Origin of the sequence: Alicyclobacillus sp. SO9, from assembly GCF_016406125.1 — a bacterium.
In the GTDB taxonomy this organism is placed as follows: domain Bacteria; phylum Bacillota; class Bacilli; order Alicyclobacillales; family Alicyclobacillaceae; genus SO9.
In genome coordinates this window covers 821,109-838,345 of sequence record NZ_CP066339.1, presented here as the reverse complement: position 1 = coordinate 838,345, position 17,237 = coordinate 821,109, and the positions used below count along the sequence as shown (strand labels likewise).

Here is a 17,237-nt window from a genome sequence, read left to right as displayed (position 1 = left end):
ACGACCAAATTCTGTTCTCCCTCAACAGATTAGTTCTGCAGCGCACAACACGGCTTTATTAATCCATCCTATTCCCGTGGAACTTGGCCCAATGCCGTTCCGGCTCTCCATATCGAAATATTCAGAACCTGCATTGGCAGCCCAAGTTGCACGGGTGTACTTTTATGATATGCAATGCACCCGTAAATGTCCGGCTAAATGGGGCTTATTGTGACAAATGCCCTTCCAGCCAGCGCAGTGAAGACGGAATCAGTGACTGCCAAAATCCCCAAATGTGTGTTCCATCGGCCTCATGATAATCCACTTCTGCCCCGCGCAAACGAAGCAAGTCTCTCATCTTCAGGTTCAAGTCATAAAAGTCGGACTTCCCATTGTGAGTATCCACAGCAGTCTCCTGACGTCCCACGACCATGTATGTCTTTAAATCATTCAGTCGTTGGATCTGCTGCACATGGTTCTGCTGCTCTTCATAGTAGGCACCCGAGAATAACAGCAGCCTTTTAAACTTTTCTGGATACTGCAAGTGCAGGGACAGCGTCGTCATGGCGCCGAGCGAAATGCCGGCCATGAATTGGTGTTCCGGCTCAGGGGCGATGCGGTAGGTGGATTCAATGAACGGCACTGCTTCTTGCATGACAAATTGAACATACTTCTGGTGTCTTTCGCCGAAGGTTGCATAATCCGCGGTCCGTTGCTTCATATTTACGGCGAGGGCAACAATGAAAAGAGGTGACAATTCACCTGTCTCCATCAGTTGGGTGGCCAAGGTTGCAATCCGTCCATGGGTAAAGAATTCATTGCCATCGTGGCAATACAAAACGGGATATCGGCGTGAATGATTTGTGTCAGATGCATAGCCCGGCGGCAGCAGAACTTTAATCGTTCTCTCCTCGTCGAGGTAATTGCTGAACAGTTCGTGACCCTTTATGACGCGCTGTGTGTTGGGATTGCTCATAGATATCTCCTCCCGCCTAAGCCTGTTATATAACGCAAATCAATTTATTATATAACAGATAAACCTAACAGTTTAAAAGAAGTTCGCACAAAATCGCAATGTGTATTATACTAGATAGTAAATCTGTACTATACGTTTTGGACTACTGAGGAAGTCCATTCGGATTGAGCGTACGACAGATTTTGGGGGATTGCAAACGGCAGGTATTGGAACTGTCCCCTGTGACCGCTTCGATGACAGCAAATGTTGATTTACTGCATCATCCATCGCGGTGCAGTCCAGTTTGTTTTTAGCCGAGCGAGACGCAATTTGTTGTACAACTTAAACTTTAATTTTCCTAAAACGGGGTGAAACCATGAGTGTGGTTGAGAAAGATGTTGAACGTGTACCGTTCCTTCGCGTGCTCGACGAAACAGGAAAGGTCGTAAATTCCGACCTAATGCCAAACCTGAGTGACGAAGAACTTCGAGAATTTATGCACAGAATGGTGTTTACGCGAGTCTGGGACCAAAGAGCCGTAAAATTGGCCAGACAAGGACGCCTTGGCTTTTATGCACCGATGGCTGGTCAAGAAGCCAGCATGATTGGCAGTGAAGCTGCGACAACAAAGGAAGACTTTTTGCTGCCTGCATACAGAGATGTACCGCAGACTGTATACCACGGCTGGCCCTTGTACCAGTGGGTTCTGTTCTCTCGCGGTCATCAACACGGCGGTGAAATACCGGAGGGAATCAACGTTCTGCCTCCGCAAATTATTATTGGCGCGCAAATCGTCCAAACAGCCGGCGCGGCACTAGGGTTCAAGTTAAAAGGGGAAGACAAAATTGCCTTTACCTACACCGGTGACGGCGGAACTTCACAGGGTGACTTTTACGAGGGCATCAACTTTGCCGGAGCGTACCAGGCACCTGCTGTATTTATTGTGCAAAACAACCAGTTTGCCATTTCTGTCCCTGTCAGACAACAAACAGCTGCAGAAACGCTGGCACAAAAAGCTGTTGCAGCCGGCGTCCCCGGTGTGCAGGTCGATGGTATGGATATCCTCGCCATGTACGCAGCTACAAAACAGGCGGTGGACAGAGCACGCAGCGGTGCGGGCCCGACAGTGATTGAGAGTGTAACCTTCCGTTATGGTCCACACACCATGAGCGGCGATGACCCAACCCGATACCGTACGAAAGATTTAGAGGAAGAGTGGGAACGCAGAGACCCGCTGATTCGGTTCCGCAACTACCTTCAGGCGAAGAACCTTTGGACTGAAAAGGACGAAGAAGACACCATTGAGGAAGCAAAACAAACCATCAGCGATGCTCTGAAGAAAGCTGATGAGTATCCAAAGATGACGATTCCGGGTCTGGTCGACAGCATGTTTGAGACACTGCCTGATATGCTGATGCGCCAGAAGAACGAATATGTGTCAGGAGAGGAGAAATAAGCATGGCACAAATGACAATGATTGCTGCGATTACTGACGCCTTGGACGTAGCCCTGGGCGCTGACGACAAAGTCCTCGTGTTCGGTGAAGACGTAGGAAAAAACGGCGGTGTCTTCCGGGCTACTCAAGGTTTACAGGATAAACACGGTGAAAACCGTGTCTTTGATACCCCTTTGGCTGAATCAGGCATTATCGGTCTGGCTAACGGCTTGGCATTTCAGGGTTTCAGGCCTGTTCCCGAAATTCAGTTCTTTGGTTTTGTCTTCGAAGCCATGGATCAAATCGTGGGCCAAGCTGCACGCGTGCGCTATCGAACGAACGGTCGGATCACCGCGCCTTTAGTTATTCGCTCTCCCTTCGGCGGCGGCGTCAAAACGCCGGAACTTCACTCTGACAGTCTGGAGGGGCTGTTTGTCCAGAGTCCCGGCCTGAAAGTTGTCATTCCGTCCAACCCGTACGATGCAAAAGGACTGCTTTTATCCGCAATCGCTGACAACGACCCCGTCGTCTACCTGGAACACATGCGCCTCTACCGCTCCATTAAACAGGAGGTACCTGAGGGCTCGTACACGGTGCCCATCGGAAAAGCCAATGTGGTTCGCGAAGGTACTGACGTAACCGTCATTGCGTACGGCTACATGGTGCAAACGGCACTCAAAGCGGCAGAACAATGGCAGAAGGAAAAAGGTCTCAATGCAGAAGTCATTGACTTAAGAACATTGAGCCCGCTTGATATCGAGACAATCGTGCAATCTGTGAAGAAAACACACCGTGCTGTGGTCGTTCAGGAAGCACAGCGGTCAGCAGGTGCAGCGGCAGAAATTGTTGCGCAAATCAACGAAAATGCCATTTTCCATCTGGAAGGTCCTGTGCTTCGCGTAACACCGCCGGATACCGTCTATCCGTTTGGACAAATTGAAGATGAGTGGCTGCCGAGCCCGAAACAGGTTGTCTCTGGATTAGAGAAAGTTATGAGCTTGTAATGCGTCGTAATCATTGGAGGTGAACGAAGTGGGTTTGTACGAATTTAAATTCCCTGAGTTAGGTGAAGGTCTGCACGAAGGGAAGATTGAAAAATGGGTCGTAAATCCCGGGGATGACGTAAAAGAAGACGACGTTCTCGCTGAAGTGGAAAACGATAAAGCAATGGTGGAACTCACAAGTCCTGTTGACGGCAAAGTCAAGGACATCAAGTTGGAAGCCGGCAGTACAGCCGTCGTCGGAGACGTCATTATCATCTTTGAGGTCGAGGGCGAAGGCAACATGTCAGACGCGCCTGCTACAGACGTTAAGGATGCTGCCGTCGAACAATCCGGTGTTGAAAATGTGACGGACAATGTGAAAAACCAGCAACCTGCTGCAACCGCAGCCGGCGGCCAAGAGAACAGCACCCAAAGCACATCTGTGCAGAGTGCAGCGAAAGAGGTCTTGGCCACGCCTGGTGTGAGAAAGTATGCAAGAGAGCAAGGCGTAGATATTACTCAAGTAACGGGCAGCGGCAATAACGGCAAAGTGACCCGTGAAGACGTGGACAGCTTCAAAAGCGGTGCACAGGCTGCTCCTGCACAAGGTCAGGATCAGTCACAAACGGCCGCGCAAGGTACAGGTGTCCCCGTTGCAGGGGGTCAAACCGCAGACGCACAAGGTGCAGGGAAGCCGTCACAGGCTGCCGCAACAGGTGCAGAACCAGAAGAGCGTATCCCGTTTACATCCATCCGCAAAATTATTGCAGATGCGATGGTCCAGTCTAAACACACGGCCCCTCATGTTGCCGTGATGGATGAAGTGGACGTAACGGAGTTGGTGAAATTCCGCAAGGAAATCAAACCGCTTGCCGCAGAACGAAACATTAAAGTCACCTACTTACCGTTTATCGTAAAAGCCCTGATTGGTGCTGTCCGTCAGCATCCGACGCTCAACTCGTCCTACGATGAACAGACTCAGGAATTAGTAGTAAAACACTACTACAACATTGGTATTGCGACAGATACAGACAGAGGTTTGTTAGTGCCTGTCGTCAAACATGCGGACCAAAAGAGCATGTTTACCATCGCCTCCGAGATCAACGATTTGAGTACGCGAGCCAGGGACAACAAACTTGGCCCTGCCGAAATGAAGGGAAGTACCATCTCAATCACGAATATCGGATCGGTTGGCGGTATGTTCTTCACGCCCATCATCAACTACCCTGAGGTAGCTATCCTTGGTGTAGGCCGAATCACTGAAAAGCCAATTATGAAAGACGGAGAAATTGTGCCTGGACAAATGATGGCACTGTCTCTCAGCTTCGATCACCGCATTGTCGACGGCGCATTGGCACAACGGTTTATCAACGACATCAAACGCATGCTCGAGAATCCGCGTTTGCTCATGATGGAGGTGTAAGTTGTGGTAGTCGGTGAATTTACAGAAGAAGTAGACGTACTTGTCATTGGAGCAGGTCCCGGCGGCTATGTGGCCGCCATTCGGGCAGCACAACTGGGGAAAGACGTAGTGGTTGTAGACAAGGGAGCGGTCGGCGGCGTGTGTCTCAACGTCGGCTGTATTCCCTCCAAAGCTTTAATCAGTGCAGCGCACCACTACGAAAATTCGGCAAACTCCCCCTTCCCTGGCATTGAAACGACCGCCAAGGTGGACTTCGCCAAGGTTCAGGAATGGAAACAGTCTGTTGTCGACAAGATGACGGGCGGTGTCAAGACACTCCTGAAGGGAAACAAAATTCGGGTCATGCAAGGTGAGGCCTACTTCTCCAAAGAGGATGAAGTCCGGGTCATGATGGAGCATGAATCTGAGCGTGTGAAGTTTAATGAGTGCATTATTGCGACGGGATCGCGTCCCATAGAACTAAAATCCCTGCCCTACGGCAAGCGGGTCATCTCCTCCACTGGGGCCTTGGCCCTGGACAAACTGCCGAAAAGCATCGCGGTCGTCGGCGGCGGCTACATCGGCATCGAATTGAGTCAAGCTTACGCCAAGTTTGGCACAAAGGTCACAATTATCGAGGGAACGGACTCCATTCTGCCCACCTTCGACAAACAGCCTGTTCGTCTGGTGTCACAGAGCCTCAAAAAGAGCGGCGTCGATGTGTACACCAATGCCTTCGCACAGTCTGTCGAGGAGAAGGAAGACAGCGTGACATTGACGTTCAAACAGAAGGACGAAGAAAAGTCTGTCACAGCAGACTACGTCCTGGTCACTGTCGGACGCAGACCCAACACGGATGAAATGGGTCTGGAAGATGTGGGCATTAAGATGACAGACAAGGGTCTGATTGAAGTAGATGCGCAGGGCAGAACCAACTTGAGTCACGTCTATGCAATCGGCGATATCGTTGCCGGACCCGCCTTAGCCCACAAAGCCTCCTACGAAGGTAAAGTCGCTGCAGAAGCCATTGCAGGCAAAGCCAGCGCAGTGGACTATCGGTGTATCCCGGCTGTGGTCTTCTCCGATCCCGAAATCGCCACCGTCGGCCTAACCGAACAGGAAGCCAAAGACCAGTACCAGGAAATCAGCGTCGGACGCTTCCCCTACGCAGCCAACGGCCGTGCCGTAGCCTTAGGTGCAGACTCAGGCTACGTCAAGCTGATTGCAGATAAGCAAAGCGGCCTTTTGGTGGGCGCACAAGTGGTCGGCCACGAAGCCTCCAACTTGATTGCCGAACTCGGGCTGGCCATTGAGATGAGCTCCACTCTCGAAGATGTCGCACTCACCATCCACGCTCACCCAACCTTGGGCGAGATGGTCATGGAAGCCGCCGAGGTCGGACTGGGCTCCCCCATCCACATTGTCGGCAAGTAGCAAGTAAGGTAGTAGGGTGAGTGACTTGATTGTGCTTGGAAGGTGTTGGGCGGTGCTGCCGCGGTGTGCGTCTTGCTTGCCCAGTCGCGGTTCCGCCCGCGGCTGTGGCATGCAGCGGCAGGAGGCAAGGAAGGCACCGCAGGTGCTGGCTGCGGCTGGCTGGCGGCTGGCTGGATTCCCGCACACCGCAGTTGGATTTGCAAGCCTTCAAATTTGAATTCTAAATGGAAGCGCCGGGGAAACCCGGCGCTTTCCTTCTTCTCTCGCTCATATCTCAGTTGCATTCACCTCTGCCCGCCGTGTCTCCACTGCATATACCCCAAGTACCCACGCTAATATACCCATCAGGGGTATAATTTAGGTTCATACGTGGAGTTTATATACCCTTCAGGGGTATATAAACCATCAATTTATACCCATTAGGGGTATGATCTCCAAAAAATAAGCATTCCAGAAGAGCTTAATGATGAGAGAATTACGGATGATTTAAAAATAAGGCCTTGGCAAGTGCTTAAGTTCCGCATACATACCCCTGCCGGGTATCAATATGGACAAATAAGCACTCCGCAGGAGCTTAAAACGGTACTGGCCCGCCGCTTCGGAGCAATAAGCACTTGGCAAGTGCTTATTGCCGCCGGGGCCTCTATTCCTCTATTCCTCTATTCCTCTATTCCTCTATTCCTCTATTCCTCTATTCCTCTATTCCTCTATTCCTCTGTTCCTCTGTTCCTCTACACAGTCCGCCAGTCCGCCAGTCCGCCAGCACCTACTCTGGTCATTACACTCCGATTCTATGACTAGTCTCGTACTGCAGCATTGACACTGGGAAGTTCTTGAACGAACTTTAAGACGTCTGCTAACGAGCCTTCGTGGGTGAAGTTGAAGTGTTCTTGTTCGTGCCGGACCAAGTAATCCGTTACCAAGTAAGTCTCCATGCCGGTCCTGCTCGCAGCACCGTCTTCCTTCACATCATTTCCAAACATCATGGCTTCTTGCGGTTCCCGACCCAATATGTCCAAAATCTCCATATAGTACTTCGGATTCGGTTTACAGTGATGCATGTTCTCCATGCTCGTCACGAGTCGAAAGGGGACGTCTCCAATACCGGCCCACTCCATTCTGTGATCAATAGCCAATCTCGGAAACAAGGGATTGGTGGCAACTACCAACTCATAACCCTTTCCAACCGCGGTGTCGCAGATTTTTCGAGCAATCGGACTCGGCTCCGTGTACTCCTTCAACTCTGCAAACCTGTCCCTGTAAAACGAATCAAAGAGGGGCCAGAATTCCTCTTCCTTGAAGCCTGTTGAATCAAAAAATACGTCCTTGAAGACCTGTTCGTTGGAGCGACTTGCATCTTCACTGGAGATCATCGCCTTGGTCGCTTTCCACACTTCTGAGACAATCTGTTGCTCATCTATCACACCGTGAACATGATGAACCAGTTTGCCAAAGTAAGCCTTCATAAACACGTCCAAATCTAATGGGAGCAAGGTTCCATCCAAGTCAAATAAAAGGGTTCGCAACATCCGGTTCCACTTTCCTTTCCCATTCAGTTATATATGTAATACCTGCGCGATCCTTCTTCGAGACACCCATCAGCTCATTCAGCTCATTCAGCTCATCCGCTCATTCAGCTCATTCAGCCCGTTCCCCTAGTCGGCGTTAGACCATCCCTGGAAATCCGACCTGCCGAAGTACCTCAAAGGCAACAATTGCGACAGCATTTGAGAGATTTAAAGACCTGGCTTCAGGCACCTGAGGAATCCGAATCGCCCGATCACGATGGGCCTCAAGAACATCTGCCGGCAGCCCCTTTGTCTCCTTTCCAAATACGAGAAAATCATCTGCCGTGTACGTCATTTCGGAATACCAGTTCCCACCTTTTGTGGACGCATAGAAAAAGCGCCCGTCGGGGTGCTTGTCCCAAACTTCTTGAAGGGAATCGTGGTAGCGGATGTCGAGCTGGTGCCAATAGTCCAATCCCGCCCTCTTCAACTGCCTGTCATCCGTTGAAAATCCAAGAGGGCGGACTAAATGAAGCACACTTCCTGTAACCGAGCAGGTTCTGGCAATGTTCCCCGTGTTTGCTGGAATTTCTGGTTCAACTAAAACGATGTGCACTCATGTGCCTCCTTTCAAGTAGAACAGTCTTGTTTGACTAACAAATGACTAACAGATATCTGAAGGTAAATGTACATAAGAGTAACGTGTTTGCGGTGTCCATGCAGGACTGTCCAAATACCTGTAGTGGCGATGGTAACTTGGCTCTGTGTGGGCATTCACCAGTGGATCTCCATTGCTGTCGAAGTCTGTAACAATGGTCGTATGATGGAACGTCCCCTGTCCGTTCCAATCGTAAAACACCAGATCGCCAACATTCAACTTATTCGGGTCTTCAATCATGGTTGCTCCCACAACATGTACCAGATATTGATGCAGAGCGTTTGACGTAGACCAACTGTAACTCCAGTTTACACCTTTTTGACCACTGCCGGGATAGTACCACCATCCTTTGGCTCTGTTATTACCTTCCTTGTGCATTGGCATTCCTGCGGCGTAAAGACATTGAGAAATAAAGTTGGTGCAATCATCTTCAAGAAACTTCACATATGCCGGATTATAAGAATTCCACCACAGGTCTGCGTAGCGTTGAGCCCGAACTCTGTCGTAGGTTTGACACTGCAAGTATCTCGGATATGGATATAGAGGTGCATCGCCTCTGCCTGTCTCACTCTTCTGGATGGGAAGTTCCTTGCTACGCTGCTTCAGTTCACTGGATTCCACAGCCTCTGCCAACAACCATTCCCCGTTGTGCAATTTCCATTTCTGCACGTGTGCTACGATTCTGGATTCTGCTGAGTATTTTAGGCCGTCCCTGTAAATCCAATTAATGATTTCAATAATTTCTGCTGTTGTTAGGTCTCCATCCTGTTGCAGACTTTTCACACCAACCTTAGAATGAGCCCTTAGGAGTTGACTTTTCCTGTACCTCATTTCCTGCTGCTTGCGTCGAATTCGGTGCTGCAAATCCCTCAGCCATGCTGTGGACACGCTTGTGCGAGATTTGTCTCTCAGTTCATTACAACTTCCTGTCACCCAGGCGCGATTACGCTCATCAAAGTACTTACGAATAGCATCCACTACCTTGGCCAATCTTTTCCCTCCTCAATTCGCTGCAATAAAAGCGGGTGTATCTGCTCACAACTGCTCAGGTATTTGCTATGAAAAGCACAACGATCGTGACATCTGTACCGGGCTTTGCTACAACGTATGTAACAAATGACTCAAATGGTACTCCGCTGCTTCTGCTTCACTCGTAACGCGGTTGATGGTTTCCATTTTCAAGCGAAAGAAATCAGACAGTTTAACAATATATCGTCATGTCCTGCTAACTGTGATACACTTTACCGTTGTAGCAAAATGATATTTATAAAATGATATCTGTTAAGAAACACGGGCAACATAATCCCCAACGAACGAGTGGAGATCTTCGCCAGAGACAGATGAAGAGGTGAAACCATGGAGAAAATGACCATTGTTGTTATGGAAGGTGACCAAACAGGTCAAGAACTATTGGAAGAGTCGCTGCGAGTACTTTCGTCAGACGCCCTGGGACTTCCAATCGAATTTAAACGGTTTGATTTGAGTCTGGACAATCGACGTAAGACTGAAAACCAGGTTGTATATGATGCTGCTGCGGCAATGCGGGATCACCGCTACGGACTAAAAGCTGCAACCATCACCCCGGAACAGTCGGGAGATGTAGGCAGTCCAAACGCCATTTTGCGTAAGGAAATCAACGGAACTGTCATCGTGAGAACAGGTCGGCGCATTCCTGGCATTGCGCCGCCGGTAGGTGTCTTCTCCCCGATTTCTGTTGTGCGCATGGCTGTTGACGGTGCCTACGGTGCAGAAGAGTGGCGTGAGACCTCTGAACGCGGCAGTAGTGATGAAGTAGCGTATCGTACGGAAAGAATTTCGCGGACGGTCTGCCACGGAGTTGCCGAATACGCCTTCCAACATGCAAAGCGGTTGAGTGCAAAAGTCTTTGGAGGCCCTAAATTTACTGTGAGCCCCGTTTACGAAGGAATGTTCAAAGAAGAACTCGATGCTGCATCCAAACGCCATACCGACGTCGCCTACGAGCCCCAACTTATAGATGCCACATATGCCCTGTTGCTTGTCAAAGCCGGGGAACCTCTGGTCATTCCTGCTTTGAACAGAGATGGAGATTGCCTATCCGATCTCGTTCTTCAAATGTTTGGCTCCATCGCAGGCTCCGAGTCCATTCTCCTCTCACTGGACGAAGACTGGATGCCAAAAGTGGTTATGGCAGAAGCACCTCACGGTACAGCACCAAGTCTCTTTGGTAAAAATCTTGCCAATCCAATGGCCATGATTCTAGCTGGTGCATCTCTTCTGGCACACCATAACGACGAACAAGCCCAAAGAGCCTCTCGTATTATTTATGAGGCCACGTTAGAAGCGGTTGTCTACGGTGTTCGTACCACTGATTTGGGCGGTGGAAGTAATACGACTGAGTTTACGGACGATGTCATTCAACGCGTTAAGAACAAAATGGAAATTCAAAGTACCCTTGGACACTAAGACTCGAAGAATTTGAAAAAACATTACAGCCAGCTATGTAATTAAGAAAGGTACAATCCTAAAGCACAAATCGTACTAAAATATTCTCAGCGGATGGGCACGGGCCCATCCGCTTCGTTCACCAGAGACATAGGCTGATCCCACAGACTGTCGATCTGTCTGGAGGGATGCCGACATGATGAAGAGATCCAACACGCCCGAATGGGCAAAAATACTGCTTCAGGAACTCACAAAACCTCCGCAATTTCTCGCAGGGATTATAGAAGACCAGAAGAACAAATCGCAGAACCACTCACACAGCCAAACAACAGCCGAAGAACAGACTTCGCAACGACAGCATTCATATCATCACTCAGAGACATTTCGCGAGAGCAGCGGCGACTCAGGACAGCGACAGCCACAAAACAACCAGTGGCCGGATTCACAGACAACTTGGTCGCAGGCTTCTTCCCCATACAGTCGACCACAAGACTATGGCCCGTATCTCAGCGACGAGTCTGTGACAGAAGCTAAATACAACGACCAGCCTTCTCCTGAACAGGCCTATCACGCAAGAAGAAGTGCGGTTGGCAAAGGGTCATCTGCAACTTCGTCGAAAAACAGTAAAGCTGACAAACAGCCGCGGAACAGGAATGAGCGAGATGTCATTCAAGCTTCCTTGGCACACCAGCAATCATCGGTAAAAAACCCTGGCACAACTCCCTGGAGACAAATCCTCCAAAACGCTGGTATTCCGCTAACTGTGGTGAAGCAATATGGCTGGAAGGTTACACAAGCAAAATACTCTGGTACAGCAGTCCGAGTGCAAACGAGCAGTAACAACTATGCACTGAAGGAATCGTCAATCGATGGGAGGCGCATCCAGTTTCTTCATTCCGCCATTCGCTATGCCAGACAACAGGGATTTATTCGAGGTCCACGGTTTGCTCTATCAAAACAAAAGCGCCCTTATGTGATTCAAGACGACCAAACCTATTATGCCACCAGATGGATTGACGGCCGGACTGTGCGTTTTACAAGCAACACGGACGTGGGCAAAGTGGCTGCAGCTTTAGCTGAGTTTCACGAGGCTACCAGGGGATTTGAAGCCGCAAGTTACAATCCGCCCATGGAGTTTGATTTGAAGCAAATGACAAAGAGGCGTTATGAAGACCTGAAAATGATGCTCGCGGAAGCGGACGGGAAAACGAATCAAGGAACCTTTGACAAGCTTTTGTTGAGCATTGAAAACCAACTGCGAAAGGACGCAGAAGAAAGTCTTGAATTGCTAAATGACTCTGATGTCCAAGATTTTTTGCTGCACGATGAATACCGGGCCGGGCTCTGTCACTTGGATGTGATACCAGGTAACTTCATCTACGATAAAGCTGACGCAGTCCGCTTACTTGATTTAGACTTGTGCACATTCGCCCCTCGCGTACTCGATATCGCTCACCTGCTGCGGAGGTCTTTACAGATGCAGGAATGGGATAACGAAGTCGCCTACGTGAGTTTTCTCAACTTCGACAAGGTTGCAGCCATCACCCATGAAGAGTATCTGCTGATCCAAGCACTGCTAACGTTTCCATACAAGGTCTGGAGGCTTGCTCATACGCGTTTTCGCATATTTCCAGAAGCTGCTCAAGTTGATGAATTAAAGAGATATATTCGTCAGGAAGAGAAGAGACATCAATTTCTTGAGGCGCTTAGCAGCCAGATCTCAAAGTGATAATCTATAAACTCCACAGCACTGACCAAATCAAACCTTCGTGTGTACTGTTCCCTGGAATGCCATGATTACATGCTCCCGTTGCCGAACCAGTCTCCCCAGAGCCTGTCTTCGCGACGGCTCTTAGGACATGGTTGTCGTTTGGCAGTCATCCGCGTGCAACAAACTCGCGCGTTCTATATCGAGCAAATCCGCCTTTAACTCCGTATGGGAGCCTGCGTAGCCAACTAGTTTTCCATTGGCACCAATCACGCGGTGACAGGGAACAATCACAGCAACCGGATTGCTGCGGTTTGCTTGGCCAATAGCTCGTACAGCAGCAGCTTTTCCAATGGATTGCGCAATCTGCTTATACGATCGCGTCTCACCATACGGAATCTTTGCCAACGCCTCCCAGACCGCCTCTTGAAATGCAGTCCCGTGGACATGAATGGTCAATTCAAATTCAGTACGTTGTCGTCCAAAGTATTCTCGCAGTTGCTGAATTGCTGCTTCCGTCCACTGCTTTGCTTCCACTGCAGTACTCTCTCCCAAATCAGAACTCGAACTTCCGTCCAACTGCAAGTTCTGCAGCAAAGAATCCCGATTGTCATAAGCAGGATTTACAGATTCCTCGTCGGACTCCTCAGATAAATCGTACCAATTCAAATTGGTCACCCCGACTTCGCTGGCACAAACCAGAATTAAGCCAAGCGGACTTTGCCAAAACTCACAGTACCTCTGATTACTCTCAGCACTCGTTCTGAACTGCAGCATGTTTTTCATCTCCAATCAGATAGTAGAAAGCCAAGCTGGCACTTAGTCTGCAGAATTGACGGCTCAAACTGGATGCTTACAGGTTGTGTGCAGAGGCTAATCACAGAGCAATTTGTCTCAATCTGTCGTCCCGGTTCTCCCGGTTCTCGGTGCTGTCTGGGTTGTTTGGGTTGTCTCTGTCGCACCTGTTGTCCCTCTTATGCCAACGGGACTAGGAAGTTGCGTCAACAGCCCATTTCATTTCCTCCCGGACCACATCTTCATCCTCTTTAAAGTACGCCTGTGCAACAGCTTCTTGCCCTGCTTTTGTTTCTAATTGCTGCAAAGCCCATGCAGCACTGGCCCTTAGTTCTGCCCGGCTATGAGAAAGAAACGGCACAATATGCGAGACTGCATCACGGTTCTTACAATTGCCCAAAGCAATGAGTGCGTTTCTCTGCCATGTCCGAACCCCCCGCCAAGCCGCAGCTGTGCGGCCGTACCGCCAAGCAAATTCACGGTTGCTCCAAGTCAGAACCTCAAGCAACTGCGGGTATTCCAGCTCTCCTTGGGGCAGATACTCTTCGTGCGGTGCGGATTCTATACCTTCATTCTCCGGACACACCGTTTGGCAAGTATCGCACCCCCATATCCGCTTGCCCATTGGCTTTCGAAATTCCCTGGGAATGATACCTTTCATTTGTGTGACAAAGGACAGACAACGCTTTGCGTCAATGACACCCGGCCCAACAATGGCATTGGTTGGACATGCAATCATACAGCGAGTGCAACTGCCACAGCGAGATGGCATTTCGTTCTGAGAAAGTTCCACCTCAATGTCTACAAGGAGAGCACCAAGAAAAACGTACGAACCATATTGAGAACTGTACAACAGCGCGTTCTTTCCCATCCAACCAATACCAGCGCGCTCCGCAATGCGTCTGTCGACTAGTGGAGAAGTGTCAATTGCGTAATTCGCGGTAATGGTGTGCCCAACGTGATTGCTTAGCAGCTCGTGCAGATCAGCCATGCGCTCTTTCATTACCTGATGATAGTCTTGTCCATAAGAATAGACTGTGACACGGCCCCTCAGTGAGTCCACAGGATGTCTCCGAGCGTGGTTCTTGCCCGCTTCTGTCAAATAGGCCATACTGACAGCAATCAAGGACTTGGCTTCAGGCATCCACTGTCGCGGGGAACTTCGCAAAGCAATGTCTCCTGTTTCAAAGCCCGTTCTCCCCCGGTTTTCATAAGCCTGAAGTCGGGGAATGAGTTCAGGGAAGTCATCCGCACTCGTGGCCCCAATATCATCAAACCCTGCCTTCCGGCCCAGTTGCTTCAAATCCTCGAGGGACACAGCAAATGTCATCTCGGGATTGCCTCACGGGCCAGTTCATCGCAGCGTTCATTAAGGTCTACTCCAGCATGTCCTTTCACCTTTTCAAATTGAATATGGTGTGAATTCCGCGCATCTAGGAGACGTTCCCACAAATCGCGATTTTGAACCGGCTGTCCTTTGCTGTTCTTCCATCCATTCTTCTGCCACGATACGTACCACTTTTGTTTGAAGCAGTTGATAACATAGGCCGAGTCACTGTATATGGTCACATCACAGGGTTCCTTGAGCGATTCAAGGGCGTTCATCACCGCTGCAATTTCCATGCGCTGATTCGTGGTGTTTTCTTCTCCGCCTGAGATTTCTTTTGTATGTCCTTCATATGTGAGGACCGCAGCCCAGCCTCCGGGTCCTGGATTCCCCGAACAAGCTCCGTCTGTCCAAATTTCAATTTGTTTCATCGGGGACTTTTCTTTCGCCAAACTATCCCGTCCTTTCTGTACCCTGTGTTGCGCACTGGTGTTACGGGGCACTCTACTTAGTGCAATGCACGCGTGGTCTATCATTAACACAACTTGCAGTTTCCTCAACTCCGCCACCTTCAGCCAATCACCTTGCGTCTATTATACAAGGACGACCGGATGCGTGCGTTCACTTTCGAAAACAAAAGAAACACAACGTAAAAAAGGCCCTTTCCGGCCTCTTCCTTCAACGTCGCCGCTCTCTCTGACCTTCTCTCTGACCTTCTCTCAGGCTCTTCCCCAGGCTCCCTGCCGTTCACCAGTTTCCCTCACGCTCCATGCCACTCATCAGCCAACTAGGCAGCAATTAAGCGGTAGAGGACTACCCCGCTGGCGGCAAGGGAAATAACTGCCAGCATGTACGCTGAGACGGCGGCAGTCATGTTTTTCTTCTTTTGCATCCACCTGGCTGCATTGATGGTGTAGATAAAGATACCTGCAGGGATAATCATTAACCCAATCATGGTGACAATTGTACTAGACACCTTGCACTCCCCTTTTCGATTTGGTTTTCAGCAATGACGCCAACACTGTAACTGTGATTGGGATCCCAAAAACAATGACATCTCCCCATTCCAACAAATACGTCTTGGCGATAGTGACTGCCTGGAGTGCACTCGTGGGAACTAAACTCAACATAAACGCAAGCAGCGCACCTGCAGCAATTCCAGGTTTATAGGTGGGCCATCTGAGACCTCTTGCCATTAAGTGGACAAACGCCCACAGTGTCAGGGACATGCGGACAACCGCGATCATCACCCACAGGAAAATGAACAGGCTCTCCATCCGTTGAAAAAAGCGTCCGATGTAGATAACACGGGCCATCTGATACAGAGGAAACGATATGGACTGCCCTTCAAAGGCTGGAAAGACCATATTGTAGGCAAGCAGGAAACCTGTGAGCAACAGGTCAGCAGATACAATACTGACTACGCCGATTCTACCGAGTTTGGATTCATCGGTCGCATGGGGATATATGATTAACAACAGCAAGACATTGATATAAATGGAACTATACAAGAACGAACTGCGGATAATAGATGGAATCCCCCTCCCCCATAAGGGTAGCAAAAACGGGGGATGCCACCAGTTCAAGGTAAGCAAACACAAGACGACGATGCCAATAAAGAGGACAGGCAAAAGCAGGTATGCCGTTCTGCAGATAGCCTCAATACCAAGGTAAGCGATGTAGGCAACAACGACGCTAAACAAGAGGCCAACGACGAGCAGTGGTGTGTCCGGCAACACCGTGGCTACAACGTGCTCCATAAACAACCGCATGACTGCAGCAGTGGAAAACAAGAAATACAGGGACAGTACGATGGATACAACACTGGCAACAAAAGACCCCATCGTGGTTTCGGTAATATCAACGATGTCCATACCCGGAAAGTTGGATTCTATCAGCCGGTTGATAAACAAAAACACCAGTAGCGCAATCATGCCGGAAATAAGCGGTATCATCCATGAAGCCTCTAGCGCCAACTGTGCCGTATACCGGGGATAAGTCAGAAATGCTTCGGTTCCGACAAACGCTATCTGCAATGCACCCAGTTCACTTGGCGGCACTAAAGTCGTCTTTTCTCTCTGTGACATTACTGTTTCCCCTTTCCCTTCTTTGATTTCTGTCGTGCCGTTTGACTGGTCTGCGGACTCCACGGCCTGGTTACGGGCTGCTGACGATCGCGTTTTTGTGTAAACAGGAACTTAGGCCGCTGGTTCATAGCGTAGGCCGGTCCCCGCAGAAACACATCCATTGATGCATCTGAAGCGGGCGCAACTGGGGAAAGGAAAGGAACGCCAAACGACTTTTGTGTCGCCAGTTTCACTGTCATAAACGTCCACAGAAGTGCAATACCGTAAAACCCGAAAAATGCTGCACTGAACATGAAAACAAAGCGCAGCACGCGTACAGCCAGCGTCAAGTTGTAGTTGGGTATAGTGAAGGACGCCAGGGCCGTTACGGCGACAATAATCACAAGCAAGGGACTGACAATGCCGGCCTGTACCGCAGATTGCCCAATAATCAACGCCCCCACAATGCCAATTGTCGATACAAGCATTAACAATCAGCGGGGGAAATATGAGCGGTTTTCAGCACAGGTAGGTATACTGAGAAGGGAGAATGCTTCCGTGTA

Annotated in this window: 17 protein-coding genes; 7 read left to right on the top strand and 10 right to left on the bottom strand. The window is 49.7% G+C overall.

The features are described from left to right. Nucleotides 1-205 precede the first annotated feature (205 nt). Complete coding sequence (locus tag GI364_RS03690) at nucleotides 206-955, bottom strand: alpha/beta hydrolase (protein WP_198852362.1); 750 nt, start codon at nucleotides 953-955, stop codon at nucleotides 206-208. A gap of 355 nt (nucleotides 956-1,310) precedes the next feature. Between GI364_RS03690 and pdhA the strand changes: the two genes are divergently transcribed. From pdhA to GI364_RS03665, 5 genes are read left to right on the top strand one after another with little or no spacing between them, the layout of a single operon-like run. After that, nucleotides 1,311-2,390, top strand: coding sequence for a pyruvate dehydrogenase (acetyl-transferring) E1 component subunit alpha (pdhA, locus tag GI364_RS03685; RefSeq protein WP_198852361.1), 1,080 nt, complete (start codon nucleotides 1,311-1,313; stop codon nucleotides 2,388-2,390). A gap of 2 nt (nucleotides 2,391-2,392) precedes the next feature. Continuing rightward, nucleotides 2,393-3,373, top strand: coding sequence for an alpha-ketoacid dehydrogenase subunit beta (locus tag GI364_RS03680; RefSeq protein WP_198852360.1), 981 nt, complete (start codon nucleotides 2,393-2,395; stop codon nucleotides 3,371-3,373). A gap of 28 nt (nucleotides 3,374-3,401) precedes the next feature. Beyond that, entirely contained in the window at nucleotides 3,402-4,775 is a 1,374-nt protein-coding gene (locus GI364_RS03675; RefSeq protein WP_198852359.1) for a dihydrolipoamide acetyltransferase family protein, read from the top strand. Nucleotides 4,776-4,778: 3 nt separating this feature from the next. Then, nucleotides 4,779-6,188 (top strand): dihydrolipoyl dehydrogenase, encoded by a 1,410-nt coding sequence (lpdA, locus tag GI364_RS03670; RefSeq protein ID WP_198852358.1) that lies wholly within the window; start codon nucleotides 4,779-4,781, stop codon nucleotides 6,186-6,188. A 16-nt stretch (nucleotides 6,189-6,204) separates the two neighbouring features. Then, on the top strand, nucleotides 6,205-6,405 hold the full coding sequence (locus GI364_RS03665) for a hypothetical protein (RefSeq protein ID WP_198852357.1): 201 nt from the start codon (nucleotides 6,205-6,207) through the stop codon (nucleotides 6,403-6,405). A gap of 580 nt (nucleotides 6,406-6,985) precedes the next feature. Here GI364_RS03665 and GI364_RS03660 read toward each other — a convergent pair. The 3 genes from GI364_RS03660 to GI364_RS03650 all read right to left on the bottom strand — a co-directional run bounded on the left by GI364_RS03660 (nucleotide 6,986) and on the right by GI364_RS03650 (nucleotide 9,344). Beyond that, nucleotides 6,986-7,717 (bottom strand): HAD family hydrolase, encoded by a 732-nt coding sequence (locus tag GI364_RS03660; RefSeq protein WP_198852356.1) that lies wholly within the window; start codon nucleotides 7,715-7,717, stop codon nucleotides 6,986-6,988. A 136-nt stretch (nucleotides 7,718-7,853) separates the two neighbouring features. After that, a complete protein-coding gene (gene trmL / locus GI364_RS03655) occupies nucleotides 7,854-8,312 on the bottom strand; it encodes a tRNA (uridine(34)/cytosine(34)/5-carboxymethylaminomethyluridine(34)-2'-O)-methyltransferase TrmL (protein ID WP_198852355.1) in 459 nt (152 codons plus the stop codon). 48 nt (nucleotides 8,313-8,360) lie between these two features. Beyond that, nucleotides 8,361-9,344 carry an amidase domain-containing protein gene (locus tag GI364_RS03650; RefSeq protein WP_198852354.1) on the bottom strand — a complete coding sequence of 328 codons (984 nt, stop codon included), beginning with the start codon at nucleotides 9,342-9,344 and terminating at the stop codon, nucleotides 8,361-8,363. A gap of 366 nt (nucleotides 9,345-9,710) precedes the next feature. Between GI364_RS03650 and GI364_RS03645 the strand changes: the two genes are divergently transcribed. Then, nucleotides 9,711-10,799, top strand: coding sequence for an isocitrate/isopropylmalate family dehydrogenase (locus GI364_RS03645; RefSeq protein ID WP_198852353.1), 1,089 nt, complete (start codon nucleotides 9,711-9,713; stop codon nucleotides 10,797-10,799). A 175-nt stretch (nucleotides 10,800-10,974) separates the two neighbouring features. Continuing rightward, entirely contained in the window at nucleotides 10,975-12,507 is a 1,533-nt protein-coding gene (locus GI364_RS03640) for a CotS family spore coat protein (protein ID WP_198852352.1), read from the top strand. A 123-nt stretch (nucleotides 12,508-12,630) separates the two neighbouring features. Here the strand turns inward: GI364_RS03640 and GI364_RS03635 are convergent, their stop codons facing one another. From GI364_RS03635 to GI364_RS03610, 6 genes are all read right to left on the bottom strand, one after another. Beyond that, on the bottom strand, nucleotides 12,631-13,263 hold the full coding sequence (locus GI364_RS03635; protein WP_233095995.1) for a methylated-DNA--[protein]-cysteine S-methyltransferase: 633 nt from the start codon (nucleotides 13,261-13,263) through the stop codon (nucleotides 12,631-12,633). Between the two features lie 211 nt (nucleotides 13,264-13,474). Beyond that, a complete protein-coding gene (gene queG, locus GI364_RS03630) occupies nucleotides 13,475-14,611 on the bottom strand; it encodes a tRNA epoxyqueuosine(34) reductase QueG (RefSeq protein WP_198852350.1) in 1,137 nt (378 codons plus the stop codon). Next, nucleotides 14,608-15,039, bottom strand: coding sequence for a ribonuclease HI (gene rnhA / locus GI364_RS03625; RefSeq protein ID WP_198853835.1), 432 nt, complete (start codon nucleotides 15,037-15,039; stop codon nucleotides 14,608-14,610). The genes queG and rnhA overlap by 4 nt, the downstream gene beginning before the upstream one ends. A gap of 356 nt (nucleotides 15,040-15,395) precedes the next feature. Continuing rightward, nucleotides 15,396-15,584, bottom strand: a complete 189-nt coding sequence (locus tag GI364_RS03620) for a hypothetical protein (protein ID WP_198854205.1) — start codon at nucleotides 15,582-15,584, stop codon at nucleotides 15,396-15,398. Next, nucleotides 15,577-16,695, bottom strand: a complete 1,119-nt coding sequence (locus GI364_RS03615; protein WP_198852349.1) for a GerAB/ArcD/ProY family transporter — start codon at nucleotides 16,693-16,695, stop codon at nucleotides 15,577-15,579. The genes GI364_RS03620 and GI364_RS03615 overlap by 8 nt, the downstream gene beginning before the upstream one ends. After that, nucleotides 16,695-17,162, bottom strand: coding sequence for a spore germination protein (locus GI364_RS03610; protein ID WP_198852348.1), 468 nt, complete (start codon nucleotides 17,160-17,162; stop codon nucleotides 16,695-16,697). Before GI364_RS03610 ends, GI364_RS03615 begins: the two co-directional genes overlap by 1 nt. Nucleotides 17,163-17,237 lie beyond the last annotated feature (75 nt).